At 37.3% G+C, this 16154-nt stretch carries 12 protein-coding genes; 10 read left to right on the forward strand and 2 right to left on the reverse strand.

All coding sequences use genetic code 11. From position 1 onward, the window contains the following. Nucleotides 1-136: 136 nt before the first annotated feature. The 4 genes from tilS to ABVM52_RS15595 all read left to right on the forward strand — a co-directional run bounded on the left by tilS (nucleotide 137) and on the right by ABVM52_RS15595 (nucleotide 7446). The gene (gene tilS / locus ABVM52_RS15580) at nucleotides 137-1444 is read left to right on the forward strand and encodes a tRNA lysidine(34) synthetase TilS (RefSeq protein WP_405382000.1); all 1308 of its coding nucleotides are present in this window, start codon (nucleotides 137-139) and stop codon (nucleotides 1442-1444) included. Next, nucleotides 1441-3405 carry a protein-disulfide reductase DsbD family protein gene (locus ABVM52_RS15585; RefSeq protein ID WP_405382001.1) on the forward strand — a complete coding sequence of 655 codons (1965 nt, stop codon included), beginning with the start codon at nucleotides 1441-1443 and terminating at the stop codon, nucleotides 3403-3405. The genes tilS and ABVM52_RS15585 overlap by 4 nt, the downstream gene beginning before the upstream one ends. A gap of 109 nt (nucleotides 3406-3514) precedes the next feature. Then, nucleotides 3515-5908 carry a penicillin acylase family protein gene (locus ABVM52_RS15590; RefSeq protein WP_405382002.1) on the forward strand — a complete coding sequence of 798 codons (2394 nt, stop codon included), beginning with the start codon at nucleotides 3515-3517 and terminating at the stop codon, nucleotides 5906-5908. A gap of 2 nt (nucleotides 5909-5910) precedes the next feature. Further along, nucleotides 5911-7446: a YifB family Mg chelatase-like AAA ATPase gene (locus ABVM52_RS15595; RefSeq protein WP_405382003.1), complete on the forward strand. Its 1536-nt coding sequence runs from the start codon at nucleotides 5911-5913 to the stop codon at nucleotides 7444-7446. Between the two features lie 8 nt (nucleotides 7447-7454). Here ABVM52_RS15595 and ABVM52_RS15600 read toward each other — a convergent pair whose 3' ends face one another. Both ABVM52_RS15600 and ABVM52_RS15605 read right to left on the reverse strand, forming a co-directional pair. After that, the gene (locus ABVM52_RS15600) at nucleotides 7455-8021 is read right to left on the reverse strand and encodes a hypothetical protein (RefSeq protein WP_405382004.1); all 567 of its coding nucleotides are present in this window, start codon (nucleotides 8019-8021) and stop codon (nucleotides 7455-7457) included. A gap of 10 nt (nucleotides 8022-8031) precedes the next feature. Further along, nucleotides 8032-8478, reverse strand: a complete 447-nt coding sequence (locus ABVM52_RS15605; RefSeq protein WP_405382005.1) for a hypothetical protein — start codon at nucleotides 8476-8478, stop codon at nucleotides 8032-8034. Nucleotides 8479-8693: 215 nt separating this feature from the next. Between ABVM52_RS15605 and ABVM52_RS15610 the strand changes: the two genes are divergently transcribed. From ABVM52_RS15610 to ilvB, 6 genes are all read left to right on the forward strand, one after another. Next, a complete protein-coding gene (locus ABVM52_RS15610; protein ID WP_405382006.1) occupies nucleotides 8694-9887 on the forward strand; it encodes an Nramp family divalent metal transporter in 1194 nt (397 codons plus the stop codon). A 4-nt stretch (nucleotides 9888-9891) separates the two neighbouring features. After that, nucleotides 9892-10629 carry a LamB/YcsF family protein gene (locus ABVM52_RS15615; RefSeq protein ID WP_405382007.1) on the forward strand — a complete coding sequence of 246 codons (738 nt, stop codon included), beginning with the start codon at nucleotides 9892-9894 and terminating at the stop codon, nucleotides 10627-10629. Beyond that, complete coding sequence (gene pxpB, locus ABVM52_RS15620; RefSeq protein WP_405382008.1) at nucleotides 10629-11366, forward strand: 5-oxoprolinase subunit PxpB; 738 nt, start codon at nucleotides 10629-10631, stop codon at nucleotides 11364-11366. Before ABVM52_RS15615 ends, pxpB begins: the two co-directional genes overlap by 1 nt. Then, on the forward strand, nucleotides 11359-12198 hold the full coding sequence (locus ABVM52_RS15625) for a biotin-dependent carboxyltransferase family protein (RefSeq protein WP_405382009.1): 840 nt from the start codon (nucleotides 11359-11361) through the stop codon (nucleotides 12196-12198). Before pxpB ends, ABVM52_RS15625 begins: the two co-directional genes overlap by 8 nt. 438 nt (nucleotides 12199-12636) lie before the next feature. Then, a complete protein-coding gene (gene ilvD / locus ABVM52_RS15630) occupies nucleotides 12637-14313 on the forward strand; it encodes a dihydroxy-acid dehydratase (protein ID WP_405382010.1) in 1677 nt (558 codons plus the stop codon). Between the two features lie 93 nt (nucleotides 14314-14406). Beyond that, nucleotides 14407-16140: a biosynthetic-type acetolactate synthase large subunit gene (gene ilvB, locus ABVM52_RS15635; RefSeq protein ID WP_405382011.1), complete on the forward strand. Its 1734-nt coding sequence runs from the start codon at nucleotides 14407-14409 to the stop codon at nucleotides 16138-16140. Nucleotides 16141-16154 lie beyond the last annotated feature (14 nt).

The following is a 16154-nucleotide window of genomic DNA, read 5'->3' on the forward strand; positions in this document are numbered from 1 at the left end:
GAATATGGAAAAAGGATTAGATAACTGTAGATACCCATTTATGTCCCATTAATCGGTTTTTGAATATTTTTAAATCGCAGTAAAAATACTCAGGCATGTTTTTAAAAATCTTCTGTGACTTCTGTACCTTTATCACGTGCTAAAAGCCTTTAAAGAACATATTGAATTAAAGTTTCCAGAGTTGTTGAGAGAACACTTTTTAATTGCCTGTAGTGGTGGTTTGGACAGTGTGGTACTTGCCTCTTTATGTAAGGAGTTGGGTTTGCAATTTTCATTGGCACATTGCAATTTTGGTCTACGTGGAAATGCAAGTGATGGGGATGAAGATTTCGTAAGAACTCTGGCAAATTCCCTAAACAGCCCTATTTTTATTACTCATTTTGATACTTTGGGTTATGTTAACCAACATAAAGTGTCCGTACAAATGGCATGTAGGGACCTTCGTTATACCTGGTTTAGGCAAATCTTGGAGGAGCAGCAAATTTCATTGTTGTTAACAGCCCATCACGCGAATGATAATTTGGAAACCTTTATAATTAATCTGTCAAGAGGTAGTGGTATAGAAGGTCTTACCGGTATTCCCGAAAAAGCACAATACCTACGGAGACCCTTACTTCCTTTTACGAGGGAGCAATTAGAGGCCTATGCCCAAAGCAACGCCATACATTGGAGGGAGGACAGTAGCAATACGGATACCAAATACCTTAGAAATAAAATTAGAATAGATTTAGTTCCTACACTTAAGGAGCTTCACCCAACTTTTACGGAAAATTTTAAAAATACCCTGCATTATCTGCAGCAAACCAATACCATAGCCAATGCATATTTGGAGCAATTAAAAAGTGAGTTGTTTGTTCCACATGAAGATGGTTATAAAATAGCTATCGAAGCATTAAAAGGGCTTCACCCATTGACTACTTACCTGCATGGTCTGTTCTATGAGTATGGATTTAGGGAATTGGATAATCTAGAAGCCTTATTGGACGGATTAACCGGAAAGCAACTACGGTCCAATTCTCATGTATTGGTCAAGAACCGAGAATTTTTACTGCTTTCTCCAATTCATAAGGAAAATGAATCGGATTTCTATACTATAGATGAAGGAGTTGAAAATTTATCATCACCTATAAATCTTAAATTTTCTGAAGTATCTGAGCGTCTTGATAATTCTAAAAACATAATTTATGTACAGAAAAATACGTTAAATTTTCCTTTAACGTTAAGAAAATGGAGAAAGGGCGACTACTTTTACCCAATTGGTCTGAACGGTAAAAAAAAATTGGCCAAGTTTTTTAAGGATGAAAAGATAGATGTCCTGTCCAAAGAAAAAGTTTGGTTATTATGTTCCAACGACAAAATTGTTTGGGTGGTAGGAATGCGTGCCGATAACCGATTTAAAGTGGTGAGCAGTGCTCAAAAGATTTTAAAAATAGAAATTACATGATAAAGAATATAGTGCTCGTTGTTCTAATGTGTGTATGGTCATTAGCCATAAATGCTCAGACAGATGAAAACCCGGTAGTTTGGGAGCAACAGGTCAATAAAATTTCCGATACGGAGTATGAATTGGTGATGAAGGCGTCTATTTTTGATGGTTGGCATCTCTATTCACAATATACATCTGAATTTGGTTCCTTGCCTATTGTATTTAAATATAAGGGAGTTGATGAAAAATTTGAACTGATCGGGACTACCACTGAAAGTGAAACATTCACGGAATACAATGAAATTTTTGAAGTTGATGAGACATTTTTTAAGGAGAAAGCAACATTTACGCAGCGTATAAAATTAGTAGATGCTACTATAAATGAAATAGAAGTTTATTCAGAATATCAGGTGTGCAAGGATGTTTGCATTCCTATGGATAAGCAATTTGTATTTAGATTGGATGGTTCTAAAGCAGAGGCAAAGGTCATTCCTGTAGACGATAGAAGCTTGGCCTTAAGCAAGCAACTACGGTTAGATTTAAAGAACAAGGAACTTTTGGTTAAGGGTCAGGATACAATATCGGCCAGCACCAATATTTGGGTAATATTTGGATTAGGCTTTCTTGGTGGATTAATAGCTTTGTTGACTCCTTGTGTATTTCCTATGATCCCGTTAACGGTGTCGTTCTTTACCAAACAGACCAAGAAAAAATCCAAAGGTATTATCAACGCATTATTGTATGGCTTTTTTATAATATTGATTTACTTTTTGCTTAGTCTTCCATTTCATTTATTTGATTCGGTAGATTCGCAGATATTAAACTCCATAGCCACCAATATTTGGCTTAACCTATTGTTTTTTGTCATATTTATTTTCTTTGCCTTCTCATTCTTTGGGTATTATGAATTAACATTACCCAGCTCTTGGGCCAATAAAATGGATGCAGCATCCTCTAAAGTTGGTGGGGTTTTGGGTATATTTTTCATGGCTGTTACCTTGGCTATAGTTTCTTTTTCTTGTACGGGTCCTATATTAGGTGGTTTGTTAGGTGGTACTACCTTGGCAGAAGGAGAAATAGCTACTAACCTTACTGCAGGTATGACCGGTTTTGGAGTAGCCTTGGCATTACCGTTTGGCCTCTTTGCCCTGTTTCCCGCTTGGTTGAATTCTTTGCCTAAATCTGGTGGATGGATGACCACAGTTAAGGTTGTACTTGGATTTTTGGAAATAGGTCTAGCTTTAAAGTTTTTATCCAATGCAGATTTAGTAGGGCATTGGGGAGTATTAAAACGTGAGATTTTCTTAGGTATTTGGATTCTCTTAAGTTTAGCAATGACCTTATACCTCTTTGGTCTGTATAAATTTCCCCATGATGCCCCTGTGAAAAAATTGTCCGTTGGGCGTAAGTTTACTGGCGTACTCAGTTTACTGTTTACTATTTATCTTCTTTTGGGTATAACAAAGGTTATTCCGTTAAAATTGCTAAGTGGATTTCCGCCCCCGGAGTTTTATAGCATTTTTGAACAGGAAAGCGATTGTCCTTTAGGTATTGACTGCTTCAAGGATTTTGAAAGTGGTCTGTCATATGCTAAGGAGGTGAATAAGCCAATTTTATTGGATTTTACCGGGTGGGCATGTGTAAATTGTAGAAAAATGGAGGAAAATGTTTGGAGCGATAGTGAAATTTACCCGTTGCTGAAAAATGATTTTGTACTTATTTCTTTATATACGGATGATAGAAAGGAACTGCCTGAATCTGAAAAATTTAATTTTCAATTTGAAAGTGGTAGGGTAAAGGAAATTAATAATATTGCGCAAAAGTGGGGTACGTTTCAAGAAGTTAACTTTAATTCCATATCACAGCCCTATTATGTGTTATTGTCCCCAGATTTAGAAGTTCTAAATACTGCTATACAGAACACTGATATTACCACATATAAAAATTGGCTTATTGAAGGTTTAAATAATAACAACTAGTCTTTAATTTTTGTAAGATGTTGACTACTTGTCAGTAAAAAGCAGCGCTGCGAGACGTTAGTCTTAAAAATAGTTATAACTTGGTAGAGATAACTTCCCCGAAATAACTATGAAAACATTTAAAAAAATTGGCAAAGCTCTACTGGTTGTCGTTGTTTTGATACTGATAGCCATAGGTATCTTTGCTTATACCCTAACACCCGATTATTCTGGAAATAAAGAACTTGAAGGCTTAAACGAAGAAGTTAGCGTTTACTACGACACGTATGGAGTTCCCCATATTTACGGTGCTAATGAAAAAGATGCCTTTAAAACATTGGGCTATGTACATGCTCAAGACCGCTTATGGCAAATGGAGCTTTTAAGAAGAATAGCTAGTGGAGGATTATCTGAGGTCTTTGGTAAGGATCTTATTGGTACGGACAAGTTTTTCTTATCGCTTGGTATTGCCGATGCATCAAAAGTAACGGTATCTAAGATCAATGAAAATGATGAAGGTGTTATTTTGGCAAAAGCGTATTTGGACGGCATTAATCAATTTATAAAAGAAGGACCTACACCAGTTGAATTTTACCTGACCGGCATTGAAAAAAGGGAGTTTGTATTAGAGGATATCTATAATACTATTGGGTATATGGCATTCAGTTTTGCAATGGCGCATAAAACGGACCCATTATTGACCACTATGCATGCTAAGTTGGGGCCTGAGTATTTGGTGGATTTGCCATTAGGGTCTAAGGTAGATACGGAATGGATAAAAAATTATAACCCCAGCAATACAGATTCAATTCAAAATCAACTAACCACTTTGGTAGATGATGCTTTGGGCAAGTTAAATATTCCTCTGTTTGAAGGAAGTAATAGTTGGGTCATTGCACCTGAAAAAACCAAAAACGGAAAAGTAATTTTTGCCAATGACCCGCATATAGGCTTTGCACAGCCTTCCGTTTGGTATGAAGCACATGTAGAAACACCTTCGTATTCCAAGTACGGCTATCATATTGCCGGAATCCCTTTTCCTTTATTGGGACATAATAGAGAGCTCGCCTATGGGTTGACCATGTTTGAAAATGATGATGTCGACTTTTATTATGAAAAAATCAATCCAAATGACGAAAATGAATATTGGACTCCTGAAGGGTACGTGGATTTTAATATTATTGAAAAAACTATACAGGTAAAAGACGCAGAACCCGTCTCTTTTAAATTTAAGAAAACAGTACATGGTCCGGTTTTAAACGGAATAGCGGACCAAATAAACGGGGATAGGCCTATTGCTATGTCATGGGTGTATACCCAGATAGAAAACCAGGTAATTGATGCGTTGTTTAATTTAAGCTTTGCCTCCAATATTGACCAGTTTAAAGCGGCTTTGCCAAAAATTCATGCCCCCGGACTAAATGTAATGTACGGTGATGCTAAAGGTAATATTGCGTGGTTTGCCACAGCGCAGCTTTATCAGATTCCGGATACCGTCAATACCAAATTAATTTATGAAATTGGGCAGGGGCTTCCTGTGGATAAAAAATGGTTGCCCTTTCATCAAAACCCACAGGCAATTAATCCACCATCTCATTACGTATATTCTGCCAATAACCAACCAGATTCAATTTCGGGTATGCTTTATCCCGGTTATTATTTACCAGAGAATAGGGCTAAAAGAATTGTAGAATTATTGGAGCCAAAAAATGATTGGGACCTGACATCTGCAAGCCATATGATTACCGATGTTACCTCTTCCGTAGAACCGGAAATTGTCTATAATCTCACGAAGTATCTTGATATTTCCAATTTGGGGGAGAAAGAGCTGAAAATTATAGATTTGTTAAACCTTTGGGATGGTAATTATGAATTAACTTCCATTGAAGGAACCGTCTATAACCGTTGGATTTATAACATATTGAAACAAACATTCAAGGACGAGCTTGGAGATGAATTATTCAGCCAATTTTTAAATACCCATCTTATTAAAAGGAGTATAGCGCCACTGTCCAAAAATGATGCCTCACTTTGGTGGGATGATTTTGAAACCCGGGACCATAAGGAAGATATGAGCGAAATCATTAATCGTTCCTTTGAAGCAGCGGTAAGTTCATTAAAAACAGATTTTGGGACGAATATTAAGGATTGGCAATGGAAAAATGTACACACCTTAGAGCATACCCATCCAATTGGCCAAATAGCTGCCTTACGTTCGTTTTTTAATGTGGGACCATTTGCGGTAGAGGGGTCTAGGGAGGTAATTAACAATATGGCCTTTCCTTATGATGATACGGGTTTGTACAAAACAAGTTCAGGGCCATCCACCAGGAGAATTATAGATTTTTCGGATATAGAAAACAGTATAAGCATATTACCTACAGGGCAATCCGGTAATCCTTTTAGTAAACATTATCAAGATCAGGCGCAGATGTATATTGATGGTAAATTCCGTAAAATGTTGATGAACAAGGATGTAATTCAAAAAAGTAAAGAAATCCTTATTTTTAGACCAAAGGATTAGAAATGCTTACAAAAGTTTACGGGAGTGCGGTATTTGGTGTAGAAGCCACAACAATAGTTGTAGAGGTAAATATTGATAAAGGAATTGGTTATCATTTGGTAGGTCTGCCAGATAATGCTATCAAGGAAAGTAATTATAGAATTGCTGCAGCATTACAGAATAACGGTTATAAAATTCCTGGTAAAAAAATTACGATAAACATGGCTCCTGCAGACCTAAGAAAAGAAGGTTCTGCCTATGACCTTACTTTGGCTTTAGGAATTTTATCTGCATCGGGCCAAATAGAATGCAATGATATTGAGAAGTATATCATTATGGGGGAACTTTCCCTTGATGGAAGCTTGCAACCTATAAAAGGAGCACTGCCTATTGCAATTAAAGCCCAGGAAGAGGGTTTTACAGGATTTATACTACCCACTGAAAACGCAAAGGAAGCCGCCATTGTGGGCGACCTTAAAGTATACGGGGTAGATAATATAAAGCAGGTGTTAGACTTTTTTGATAAGGGTACCCCGTTAGAGCAAACTATTATCAATACTCGGGAAGAATTCTTTAAAAAATTGGATTTTCCAGAATTTGACTTTTCTGATGTAAAAGGACAGGAGAGTATAAAAAGATGTATGGAAATTGCTGCAGCTGGTGGACATAATGTAATATTAATTGGTCCGCCGGGGGCGGGTAAAACCATGTTGGCTAAAAGGTTGCCCTCCATTTTACCGCCAATGACGTTGCATGAAGCCTTGGAAACTACCAAGATTCATAGTGTGGTAGGTAAAATCAAGAATATGGGGTTAATGAGTCAACGGCCTTTTAGAAGTCCGCATCATACCATATCTGATGTAGCATTGGTTGGTGGCGGTTCATATCCGCAACCCGGGGAAATTTCATTATCGCACAATGGCGTATTGTTCTTGGATGAATTACCAGAGTTTAAGCGTGGGGTTTTAGAAGTGTTACGCCAGCCTTTGGAAGATAGGGAAGTCACCATATCTAGGGCTCGGTTTACCGTAACCTATCCCAGTAGTTTTATGCTGGTAGCAAGTATGAATCCTAGTCCTGGTGGTTATTTCAACGACCCTGATGCTCCCGTAACTTCATCACCGGCAGAAATGCAACGGTATTTAAGTAAAATATCGGGCCCGCTCTTAGATCGTATCGATATTCATATTGAAGTGACTCCGGTACCTTTTGAAAAACTATCCGAAGAACGAAAAGGTGAGGGTAGTGTGGAAATTAGGAAAAGGGTGACTGCGGCACGTGAGATACAGACCAAGCGTTTTAAAAATTTGGAGAATATACATTACAATGCACAAATGAACACCAAACAGATACGATCGTTCTGTGTGTTGGACGATGCTTCCAAATCATTATTAAAAAATGCCATGGAACGCTTGAATTTATCTGCTCGCGCATATGATAGAATACTAAAAGTAGCAAGAACCATTGCAGATCTTAGCGGTGAGCCATCAATTAACGGCAATCATATTTCAGAAGCAATCCAGTATAGAAGCTTGGACCGAGAGGGTTGGTTGGGATAAAGTATACTTTAGAAATATAACCCTTCATTGTTTATATCATCTTCATTATGCGCCTTGGAAGATGTAAAGATATCCTTTAGGATATAACTGGTTACTATGGTAAGACCCACGGTTAAGGTGGGTATGCTATATTCCCAACTTAATAAATGCATGAGACCACCTAAGATTATGGTCAGTACACCTAAGACCATTACAAAGTTCCAAATGATTTCGGCTAGGCTGTTTTTAATACTTCTGTTTTTTTGCATAAAGTATGAAGTGCCTTCCATGGCAAACCATGCAATAAAGGTCAAGGCAGTTCCAATTTGAAAAATAATGGTATATGGAAACTTTAAAATAGTAAGAAGACCGTTAATAGTCCAAAATAAAACCAAAGCCATTTTAATTAGGTCTATAGGTTTTTTTTCTTCTTTTTTAAAAAATCTAATAGTGTACATGATTAGGATAGCCGCAAAAGACGTAAATATTATACCGGCTGCAAAAGGCCAGTGTAATACACGCATAAGAAAGCCAATTAGCAGAGTAGCTAAGGCAGCTCTTAATTGATTCTTATATACTTTTTTGGTATTTTCCATAATAATGGTATTAATTAATTACCTTGATATTGGCCTTTAAGCCTTCCATAATTCCTATAATATTGTTTACGGTTTCGTTTAAATAATACCTTACGACAATATGTGGAATTCTAATGGTGGTAAAACCATTTCTAAAGGAATGCATGGCTTCCTCCAAATTATTGATCGCTTCATGTTCCGTAAGCTTATCATATTTGGAATCAATTTCAATATTTAATTTAACGCGTGAAATGGCTATATCTATAGATTTTTTACCATCCCACCATTCTAACATAGAGTTTACACCTGCTTCTTTAAGCGCATAATATAATTGTACGGCCTCTAAAGGGGTGTCATGTTTTTTGATCAATAGCTCTATGCGTTTATAATGTTTGGAGCATAATTCAACACCAACCGTATCCATTGCATTTTTATGATCTATATAACCAAGTTCTTTCTTACATTCTAAACAAGTCATTAATAGGTTAAGTTTTAAGTTTTGGGATAGTTATAACCGTGATATTTTAAGATTAGTATATTGTTTCGATGAATGACTCCCAACTTTTAGACGAACTGCATTTTTTTAGATTAACTGCATTGTAAAATGTTAAAATTGTGGTGAAATTGAAATTGAAAGTGGTGTACGTTTTCATAATTTTAAAATTATATTTACACAACTTCAGATAAAGCAATATGTTTAGAAAATTAGGTCCAGGGGTACTTGTAGCCGCTGCATTCATTGGTCCGGGTACTGTTACGGCTTGTACCCTGGCAGGAGTTGGTTTTGGCTTTAGTTTGTTGTGGGCTATGTTGTTGTCTATTATTGCCACTTATATTCTTCAAGAAATGTCTGCACGTTTGGGTATTGTTACCCAAAAAGGCTTGGCAGATGTAATAAAACAAGAGCTTCATAACCCATGGGTCCGTAATAGTGTCATTGCTTTGATATTTTCCGCGATAATCATAGGTAATGCCTCCTATGAAGCAGGAAATATAGGGGGTGCTACGTTAGGTATGCATGCATTGTTCGGTCTTGAATATAGTACTTGGTATCCTTATATATTAGGTGCTGTTGCGTTTACATTGTTGTTTTTTGGAAGTTATAAGACATTGGAAAAGGTCTTTATTTTTTTGGTGCTTATCATGAGTTTGTCTTTTTTAGCGACCGCACTTCTTACGGGTCCAGATATCTTGCAGTTGTTAAAAGGGTTGTTCATACCGTCAATTCCAGAAAATGGTATTCTAACTATTATAGCGCTTGTAGGTACTACGGTTGTTCCATATAATCTTTTTTTACATGCGGCATTGGTGAGCGAGAAATGGAAGACGATCAGTGATTTAAATTTAGCAAAACGAGACACCTTGGTGTCTATTATTTTAGGCGGGGTGGTATCTATTAGTATAATGATATCGGCTGCTGCCATAAAAACTACAGAGGTAGATAGTGTAATGGATATGGCCAAAGCATTGGAACCGTTATATGGTGCTGCCGCTCTTTACTTTATGGGAGTGGGACTTTTTGCTGCCGGTATAACCTCTGCCATAACTGCACCATTGGCCGCAGCGTATGTTGCCAATAGTTGCTTTGGGTGGAAGGCCACTATGAATGATAATAGGTTTAGATCGGTATGGATGATTATTCTTATTCTAGGCGTAATATTTTTGTCTTTTGGTGTTAAACCTATCCAGGTCATTAAATTTGCTCAAATAACCAATGGGTTGTTATTACCGGTAATTGCGGTTTTCCTACTTTGGGTGGTAAATAGGACAGGGGTCATGGGTCGCCATAAAAATAATAAGACCCAAAATTTAATAGGAACCCTAATTATAATATTGTCCATAATTTTGGGTGTAAAGAGTATATTGAGCGTTATAGGGTTATTATAAATATATGATAAGAGCTATAGATATAAATTGTGATGTAGGTGAAGGGGTTGGTAATGAAGATATTTTGTTTCCCCTAATTAGTTCGTGCAACATTGCCTGTGGCGGTCATGCAGGTTCTTCTAGAAGTATAGAAACCTGTTTAAAACTATCAAAACAGTACAACGTATCTATTGGTGCACATCCATCATACCCGGATAAAGATAATTTTGGTAGGGTTTCCTTGAATATATCGCATACGGATTTAACAGGGCATATTAGGAATCAATTAGAATTGTTTACTACTATTTGTAATAAATGGAATCTATCAATGCATCATATAAAACCACACGGTGCATTATATAATGATGTTGCAAAGAACAAAGAGCTTGCTTTGGTATTCTTGAATGCTATACAAGCTTATAGGGAAAATACATTTTTATATGTTCCCTATGGTAGTTTAATTGCGGAAATAGCAACATCCCAAAATTGGAAGATTAAGAGAGAAGCCTTTGCGGATAGAAATTACCATTCAGATTTAAGCTTGGTTTCAAGAAAGGAAGAAAATGCACTAATTACCAATAAGTTGAATGTGTTAAATCATTTAATATTAATGGTCAATGACAATTGTGTAAAATCAATAGAAAACAAAAAAGTTTCTATGTATGCAGATACCTACTGTTTTCATGGCGATACTCCTGCGGCGTCTGATATTTTAACGTATATTACATCTAAATTACCTGAATTTAATTTACAACTTAAATAGTGAATTCCCCTAAAATAAAAATTAAACCATTTGGCGTACATGCTATTTTAATAGAATGGCCACATGAGGTAAGTGAAAAGATTCTTGAGATTATTTTACAATACCAAACTTTATTACAAAGCAATGGGTTCTCTAGTCCACAGTGGGAAATGGTACCATCTTATAATTCTTTGTTGCTGGTCGATAGGCAGAATGAAATTGACCATAACAGGCTAGTATTGGAGTTAGATACCTTGTACGGTGGACTTAGCCAAGCGGGCCCGTCTAAAAAAGTTTTGTGGCGATTGCCGGTTTGTTATGATTTGGAATTTGGTTTGGACCTTGATGAGGTAGCGGAAAAATTGAACAAATCTATTTCCGAAATTATAGCTCTGCATACCGGTGCGCAATACACGGTATATGGCATAGGATTTTTACCGGGCTTTATGTATTTGGGCGGACTTGATGAAAACTTGGAAATTAACAGAAAAGCATCACCCAGACCAAAAGTACTTAAAGGGGCGGTAGGGATTGCAGGAAAACAGGCAGGTATCTACCCTCAAGAATCTCCAGGTGGATGGAATATAATAGGTAATTGCCCTGTTCCAATTTTTAATGCTTCCAAGGATAATCCATGTTTCGTAAATGTGGGTGACAAAATTGAATTTTTTGAAATATCAAGGGCTGCGTATAAACTTCATAAAATTGAGGCCGAAGTAGGAATTTATCAACCGGAAAAAATTGTATTGAATGCTTAAAGTTTTAAAAGCTGGATTTTATACCACGGTTCAGGATTCAGGTAGATTCTTGTATAGGAACAAGGGGGTACCTGTTTCTGGCGTAATGGATGAAATGTCCGTTTTCAAAGTAAATTCCTTGCTTGAAAATGAAAAGAGTGCAGCGGTGTTAGAAATTACCATGACGGGGCCTACTTTATTGTTTGAAGAGGAAACTTATATCGTATTAGGTGGTGCGCAAATGTTGGCTACTTTAAATAACTTACCTATACAGAACTATAAGGTTTATCAAATAGAAGCAGGGGATATCGTGTCTTTTGGTAAATTGGTCAAAGGATTTAGATGCTACTTAGGGGTCAAAGGGGGCTTTACCCCAAAAAAAATCTTGGAAAGTAGGTCATATTACAAACCCATAACGGAGAGTAATAGGTTTATAGATGGTGATGTAGTTCCCTATCAATATCAACAAATATTTCAACCTAAAATTTCAGAGCTCAAGGTAGACTCTTTTTTAGAGGATACCATTCTACAGGTTTCTAAAGGTCCCGAATTTGAACTGTTGACAGATAAGCAATTGGAGGAACTGTTTTCAAAAACATTTACGGTTGCACATGAAAATAACAGAATGGCCTATCAAGTCCATGAAACCATTGCCCCGCATAATTTATCCATGCTAACATCGGCTACTTTACCGGGAACGGTACAGCTTACTCCTTCGGGTAAATTAATTATCTTAATGAAAGATGGCCAAACAACTGGTGGCTACCCAAGAATTATGCAATTATCGAATAAAGCTATTTGTATATTGGCACAGAAAAGAGTGGGTAATCCAATTAGTTTTAAACTGGTTTAATGGTTAATCGCTTGTGGGGAAATCAATTTTTTTATTTAACGAGAACCAAGTCAAGTGTTATATTACAAACTTAGGTTTGTTTTTATTCTAGAATAAAATTATGTAGTATTGCAGTATGCTAACAACTAATAACTTTCATAATGTCATTCTTGTCATTCCATAGTTTGGAATGATATAGCTTTTCATTATTTGAAAAAACCTGTATCAGAAAAAATGATACAGGTTTTTTTTATAGAATAGATATGAAATATTAGTGGATTTGAAGTATTGAATATGGTATAAATAACCTATTTAATTTGCTGTTTATCAGTAGGTTAATTCATAAATAAATGAAATGGATTTATACTGTCCAATTTTGTTAAAAATTTAAACTTTTATAAACTTTTATCTTTGATATACTAGGTCAACCTAATAAGATAAGCATACGATAATTACAATATGGAATTGAACAAGCACAGTAAGAATGTAACCCAAGACCCAACACAACCAGCGGCACAAGCAATGCTATATGCCATAGGGCTAACGGAGGATGATTTAAAGAAGCCGTTGATAGGTATAGGAAGTACCGGTTATGAAGGAAACCCGTGTAATATGCACCTTAATGATTTAGCACAAGAGGTGAAGACCGGTGTTAATGATAGCGGTTTGGTTGGTCTTGTATTTAACACCATTGGGGTAAGTGACGGCATATCTATGGGTACTTACGGTATGCGCTACTCATTACCATCTAGGGATATTATTGCAGATTCTATGGAAACTGTAGTGCAGGCAATGAATTATGATGGTTTGGTAACCGTTGTAGGGTGTGATAAAAACATGCCGGGTGCATTAATGGCTATGATACGCTTAAACAGACCATCTGTCTTGGTATATGGCGGAACCATAGCCTCAGGATGCTTTAAGGATAAAAAATTGGATGTCGTTTCTGCTTTTGAGGCTTGGGGAGAAAAAGTGGCCGGTACCATGAACGAGGAGGATTACAAAGGGGTCATACAGAATGCATGCCCAGGGGCTGGTGCTTGCGGTGGTATGTATACGGCAAATACCATGGCTTCTGCAATTGAGGCATTAGGAATGGCTATGCCTTATAATTCATCCAATCCGGCAATAGGAAAACCAAAACAGAACGATGCTATAAATTCCGGAAAGGCACTAAGAACCTTATTGGAAAAGGACATTAAGCCTAGTGATATCATTACACGTAAATCAATGGAGAATGCCGTTAGGTTATTGACCTTGTTAGGGGGGTCTACCAATGCAGTACTTCACTTTTTGGCCATTGCCAAAGCAGCCGATGTGGAATTTACCTTAGATGATTTTCAAAAAATAAGTGATACCACACCTTTCTTGGCAGATTTAAAGCCAAGTGGTAAATTCTTAATGGAAGATGTTCACCGTGTAGGTGGTGTGCCTGCGGTTATGAAATTTATGTTGGTGAACGGTATGTTGCACGGCGATTGTTTAACCGTAACCGGTAAAACAATTGCGGAGAATTTAGCTGAACTTCCAGGGTTAATAGAACATCAGCAAGTTATTAAACCATTAAACAATCCTATTAAACCTACGGGGCATTTACGTATTCTTTATGGTAATCTTGCTACAGAAGGTGCCGTTGCTAAAATTACAGGTAAAGAAGGTCTGTATTTCTCTGGTCCGGCTAAAGTTTATAACGATGAGTTCTTGGCCAATGCCGGTATTGGTAAGGGCGAAGTTAAAAAAGGTGATGTAGTGGTCATTCGGTACGAAGGACCAAAAGGAGGTCCTGGAATGCCAGAAATGTTGAAACCTACTGCGGCTATTATGGGTGCTGGCCTAGGTAAAGATGTTGCCTTGATAACAGATGGTCGTTTCTCTGGTGGTACGCATGGTTTCGTTGTAGGTCACGTGGCTCCTGAAGCACAAGATGGGGGAACAATTGGTTTGTTGGAAGATGGGGATATCATCACCATTGATGCAGAAAAGAATGAAATTTCTGTAGACTTGACCGATGAGCAGTTAGAAGAAAGAAGAAAAAATTGGAAACAACCGGAATTAAAAGTAAAAAGAGGAAGCTTGTACAAATATGCACGTATGGTATCTTCCGCTTCTAATGGTTGTGTAACCGATGAGTTTTAAATAATGCTGTCTGGATTTTAGACAATTCTGGGTGGTACATAATATCAGGTGGTTGTAGCTCTTATATGCAATGCTTGAATTTGACTATTAATTATGGAAACAGTAAAAGAGAAGAAAAAAGGTACGGATTCCAAGAAAACGATAAGGATTTCTGGAGCAGAAGCAATAATTCATTGTTTGTTGGCAGAAGGTGTCGAAACAATGTACGGCTACCCTGGTGGGGCTATTATGCCCGTCTACGATGAGTTATATAAGTTTCAAGATAAATTAACGCATATTCTTACCAGACATGAACAGGGTGCTACGCATGCTGCTCAAGGGTATGCACGTGTTTCCGGTAAAGTGGGTGTTGCCATAGCAACTTCAGGTCCTGGAGCTACCAATTTGGTGACGGGTCTTGCAGATGCTCAAATAGATTCTACACCTATGGTATGTATCACTGGTCAGGTAACAAGGCAGTTGTTGGGTACAGATGCTTTTCAAGAAACCGATATTATTGGTATTTCTACTCCTGTAACCAAATGGAATTATCAAATTACCGAAGCTTCCGAAATTCCTGAAGTAATGGCGAAAGCCTTTTACATTGCAAAATCAGGTAGACCGGGTCCGGTATTGGTTGATATTACCAAAAATGCACAAATAGAAGCCTTCGATTTTTCTTATGAGAAATGTACTGCGGTAAGAAGTTATAAACCGGTTTCAAAACCAAACTCCGAAGCGATACAGGCTGCTGCCGATTTAATCAATAGCGCCAAAAAACCTTTTATAGTTTGGGGGCAAGGGGTTATTTTAGGTAAGGCCGAAGCCGAATTGAAAGAGTTGGTAGAAAAAACTGGAATTCCTGCTGCATGGACCATTATGGGTGCATCTGCATTGGATACTGCCCACCCTTTAAATGTGGGTATGGTAGGTATGCACGGTAACTATGGCCCAAATGTACTTACAAATGAATGTGATCTGTTGATTGCCATAGGTATGCGTTTTGATGATCGTGTAACGGGTAGGTTAGAGGATTATGCCAAACAAGCTAAGGTAATTCACTTTGAAATTGACCCTGCCGAAATCAATAAAAATGTACATGCCGATGTGGCGGTTTTAGGTAACTCTAAAGAGACTTTAGGTTTAATTTTGCCATTGTTGAATTCTAATAAGCATGAGGCTTGGCATAATATCTTCAAGGAAAAGTATAAGATTGAATTTGATACCATCATAAAAAATGACATTCACCCGACCAAAGAAGGTTTGACAATGGGCGAGGTGATAGAAGAAATTAATTTGGCATCCAATAACAAAGCGGTTATCGTTACAGATGTTGGTCAACATCAAATGATCGCTTGTAGGTATGCCAAGTTTTCAGAATCTAAAAGTAATATTACTTCTGGCGGATTAGGTACTATGGGCTTTGCCCTTCCTGCAGCTATCGGTGCCAAAATGGGTGCCATGGATAGGGAAGTGGTGGCTATCATTGGCGACGGCGGATATCAAATGACCATTCAAGAACTTGGGGTAATTTTCCAGCATAATGTTCCAGTGAAGATTGTGGTACTAAATAATGAGCACTTAGGTATGGTTCGTCAATGGCAAGAGTTGTTCTTTGATAAAAGATATGCATCTACCGTAATGGTGAATCCGGATTTTGTGAAAATAGCTGAAGGATATAGTATTGAGGCAAAGCGTATTTCTGAACGTAAGGATCTAAAATCTACCATTCAGGAAATGATGACTTCGGATAAACCTTATTTCTTAGAGGTAAAAGTGGAACAAGAAGATAATGTGTTCCCTATGATACCTTCTGGTGCTTCGGTCTCTGAAATTAGATTGAAGTAAGAATGGTTAAATAA

This window comes from Maribacter sp. LLG6340-A2 (assembly GCF_045057105.1).
In the GTDB taxonomy this organism is placed as follows: Bacteria; Bacteroidota; Bacteroidia; order Flavobacteriales; family Flavobacteriaceae; genus Maribacter.

Coding starts and splice junctions, on each gene's coding strand:
- ABVM52_RS15585 (WP_405382001.1), top strand. CDS start 1,441: ATGATAAAGAATATAGTGCTCGTTGTTCTAATGTGTGTATGGTCATTA.
- ABVM52_RS15590 (WP_405382002.1), top strand. CDS start 3,515: ATGAAAACATTTAAAAAAATTGGCAAAGCTCTACTGGTTGTCGTTGTT.
- ABVM52_RS15595 (WP_405382003.1), top strand. CDS start 5,911: ATGCTTACAAAAGTTTACGGGAGTGCGGTATTTGGTGTAGAAGCCACA.
- ABVM52_RS15600 (WP_405382004.1), bottom strand. CDS start 8,021: ATGGAAAATACCAAAAAAGTATATAAGAATCAATTAAGAGCTGCCTTA.
- ABVM52_RS15605 (WP_405382005.1), bottom strand. CDS start 8,478: ATGACTTGTTTAGAATGTAAGAAAGAACTTGGTTATATAGATCATAAA.
- ABVM52_RS15610 (WP_405382006.1), top strand. CDS start 8,694: ATGTTTAGAAAATTAGGTCCAGGGGTACTTGTAGCCGCTGCATTCATT.
- ABVM52_RS15615 (WP_405382007.1), top strand. CDS start 9,892: ATGATAAGAGCTATAGATATAAATTGTGATGTAGGTGAAGGGGTTGGT.
- ABVM52_RS15625 (WP_405382009.1), top strand. CDS start 11,359: ATGCTTAAAGTTTTAAAAGCTGGATTTTATACCACGGTTCAGGATTCA.
- ilvD (WP_405382010.1), top strand. CDS start 12,637: ATGGAATTGAACAAGCACAGTAAGAATGTAACCCAAGACCCAACACAA.
- ilvB (WP_405382011.1), top strand. CDS start 14,407: ATGGAAACAGTAAAAGAGAAGAAAAAAGGTACGGATTCCAAGAAAACG.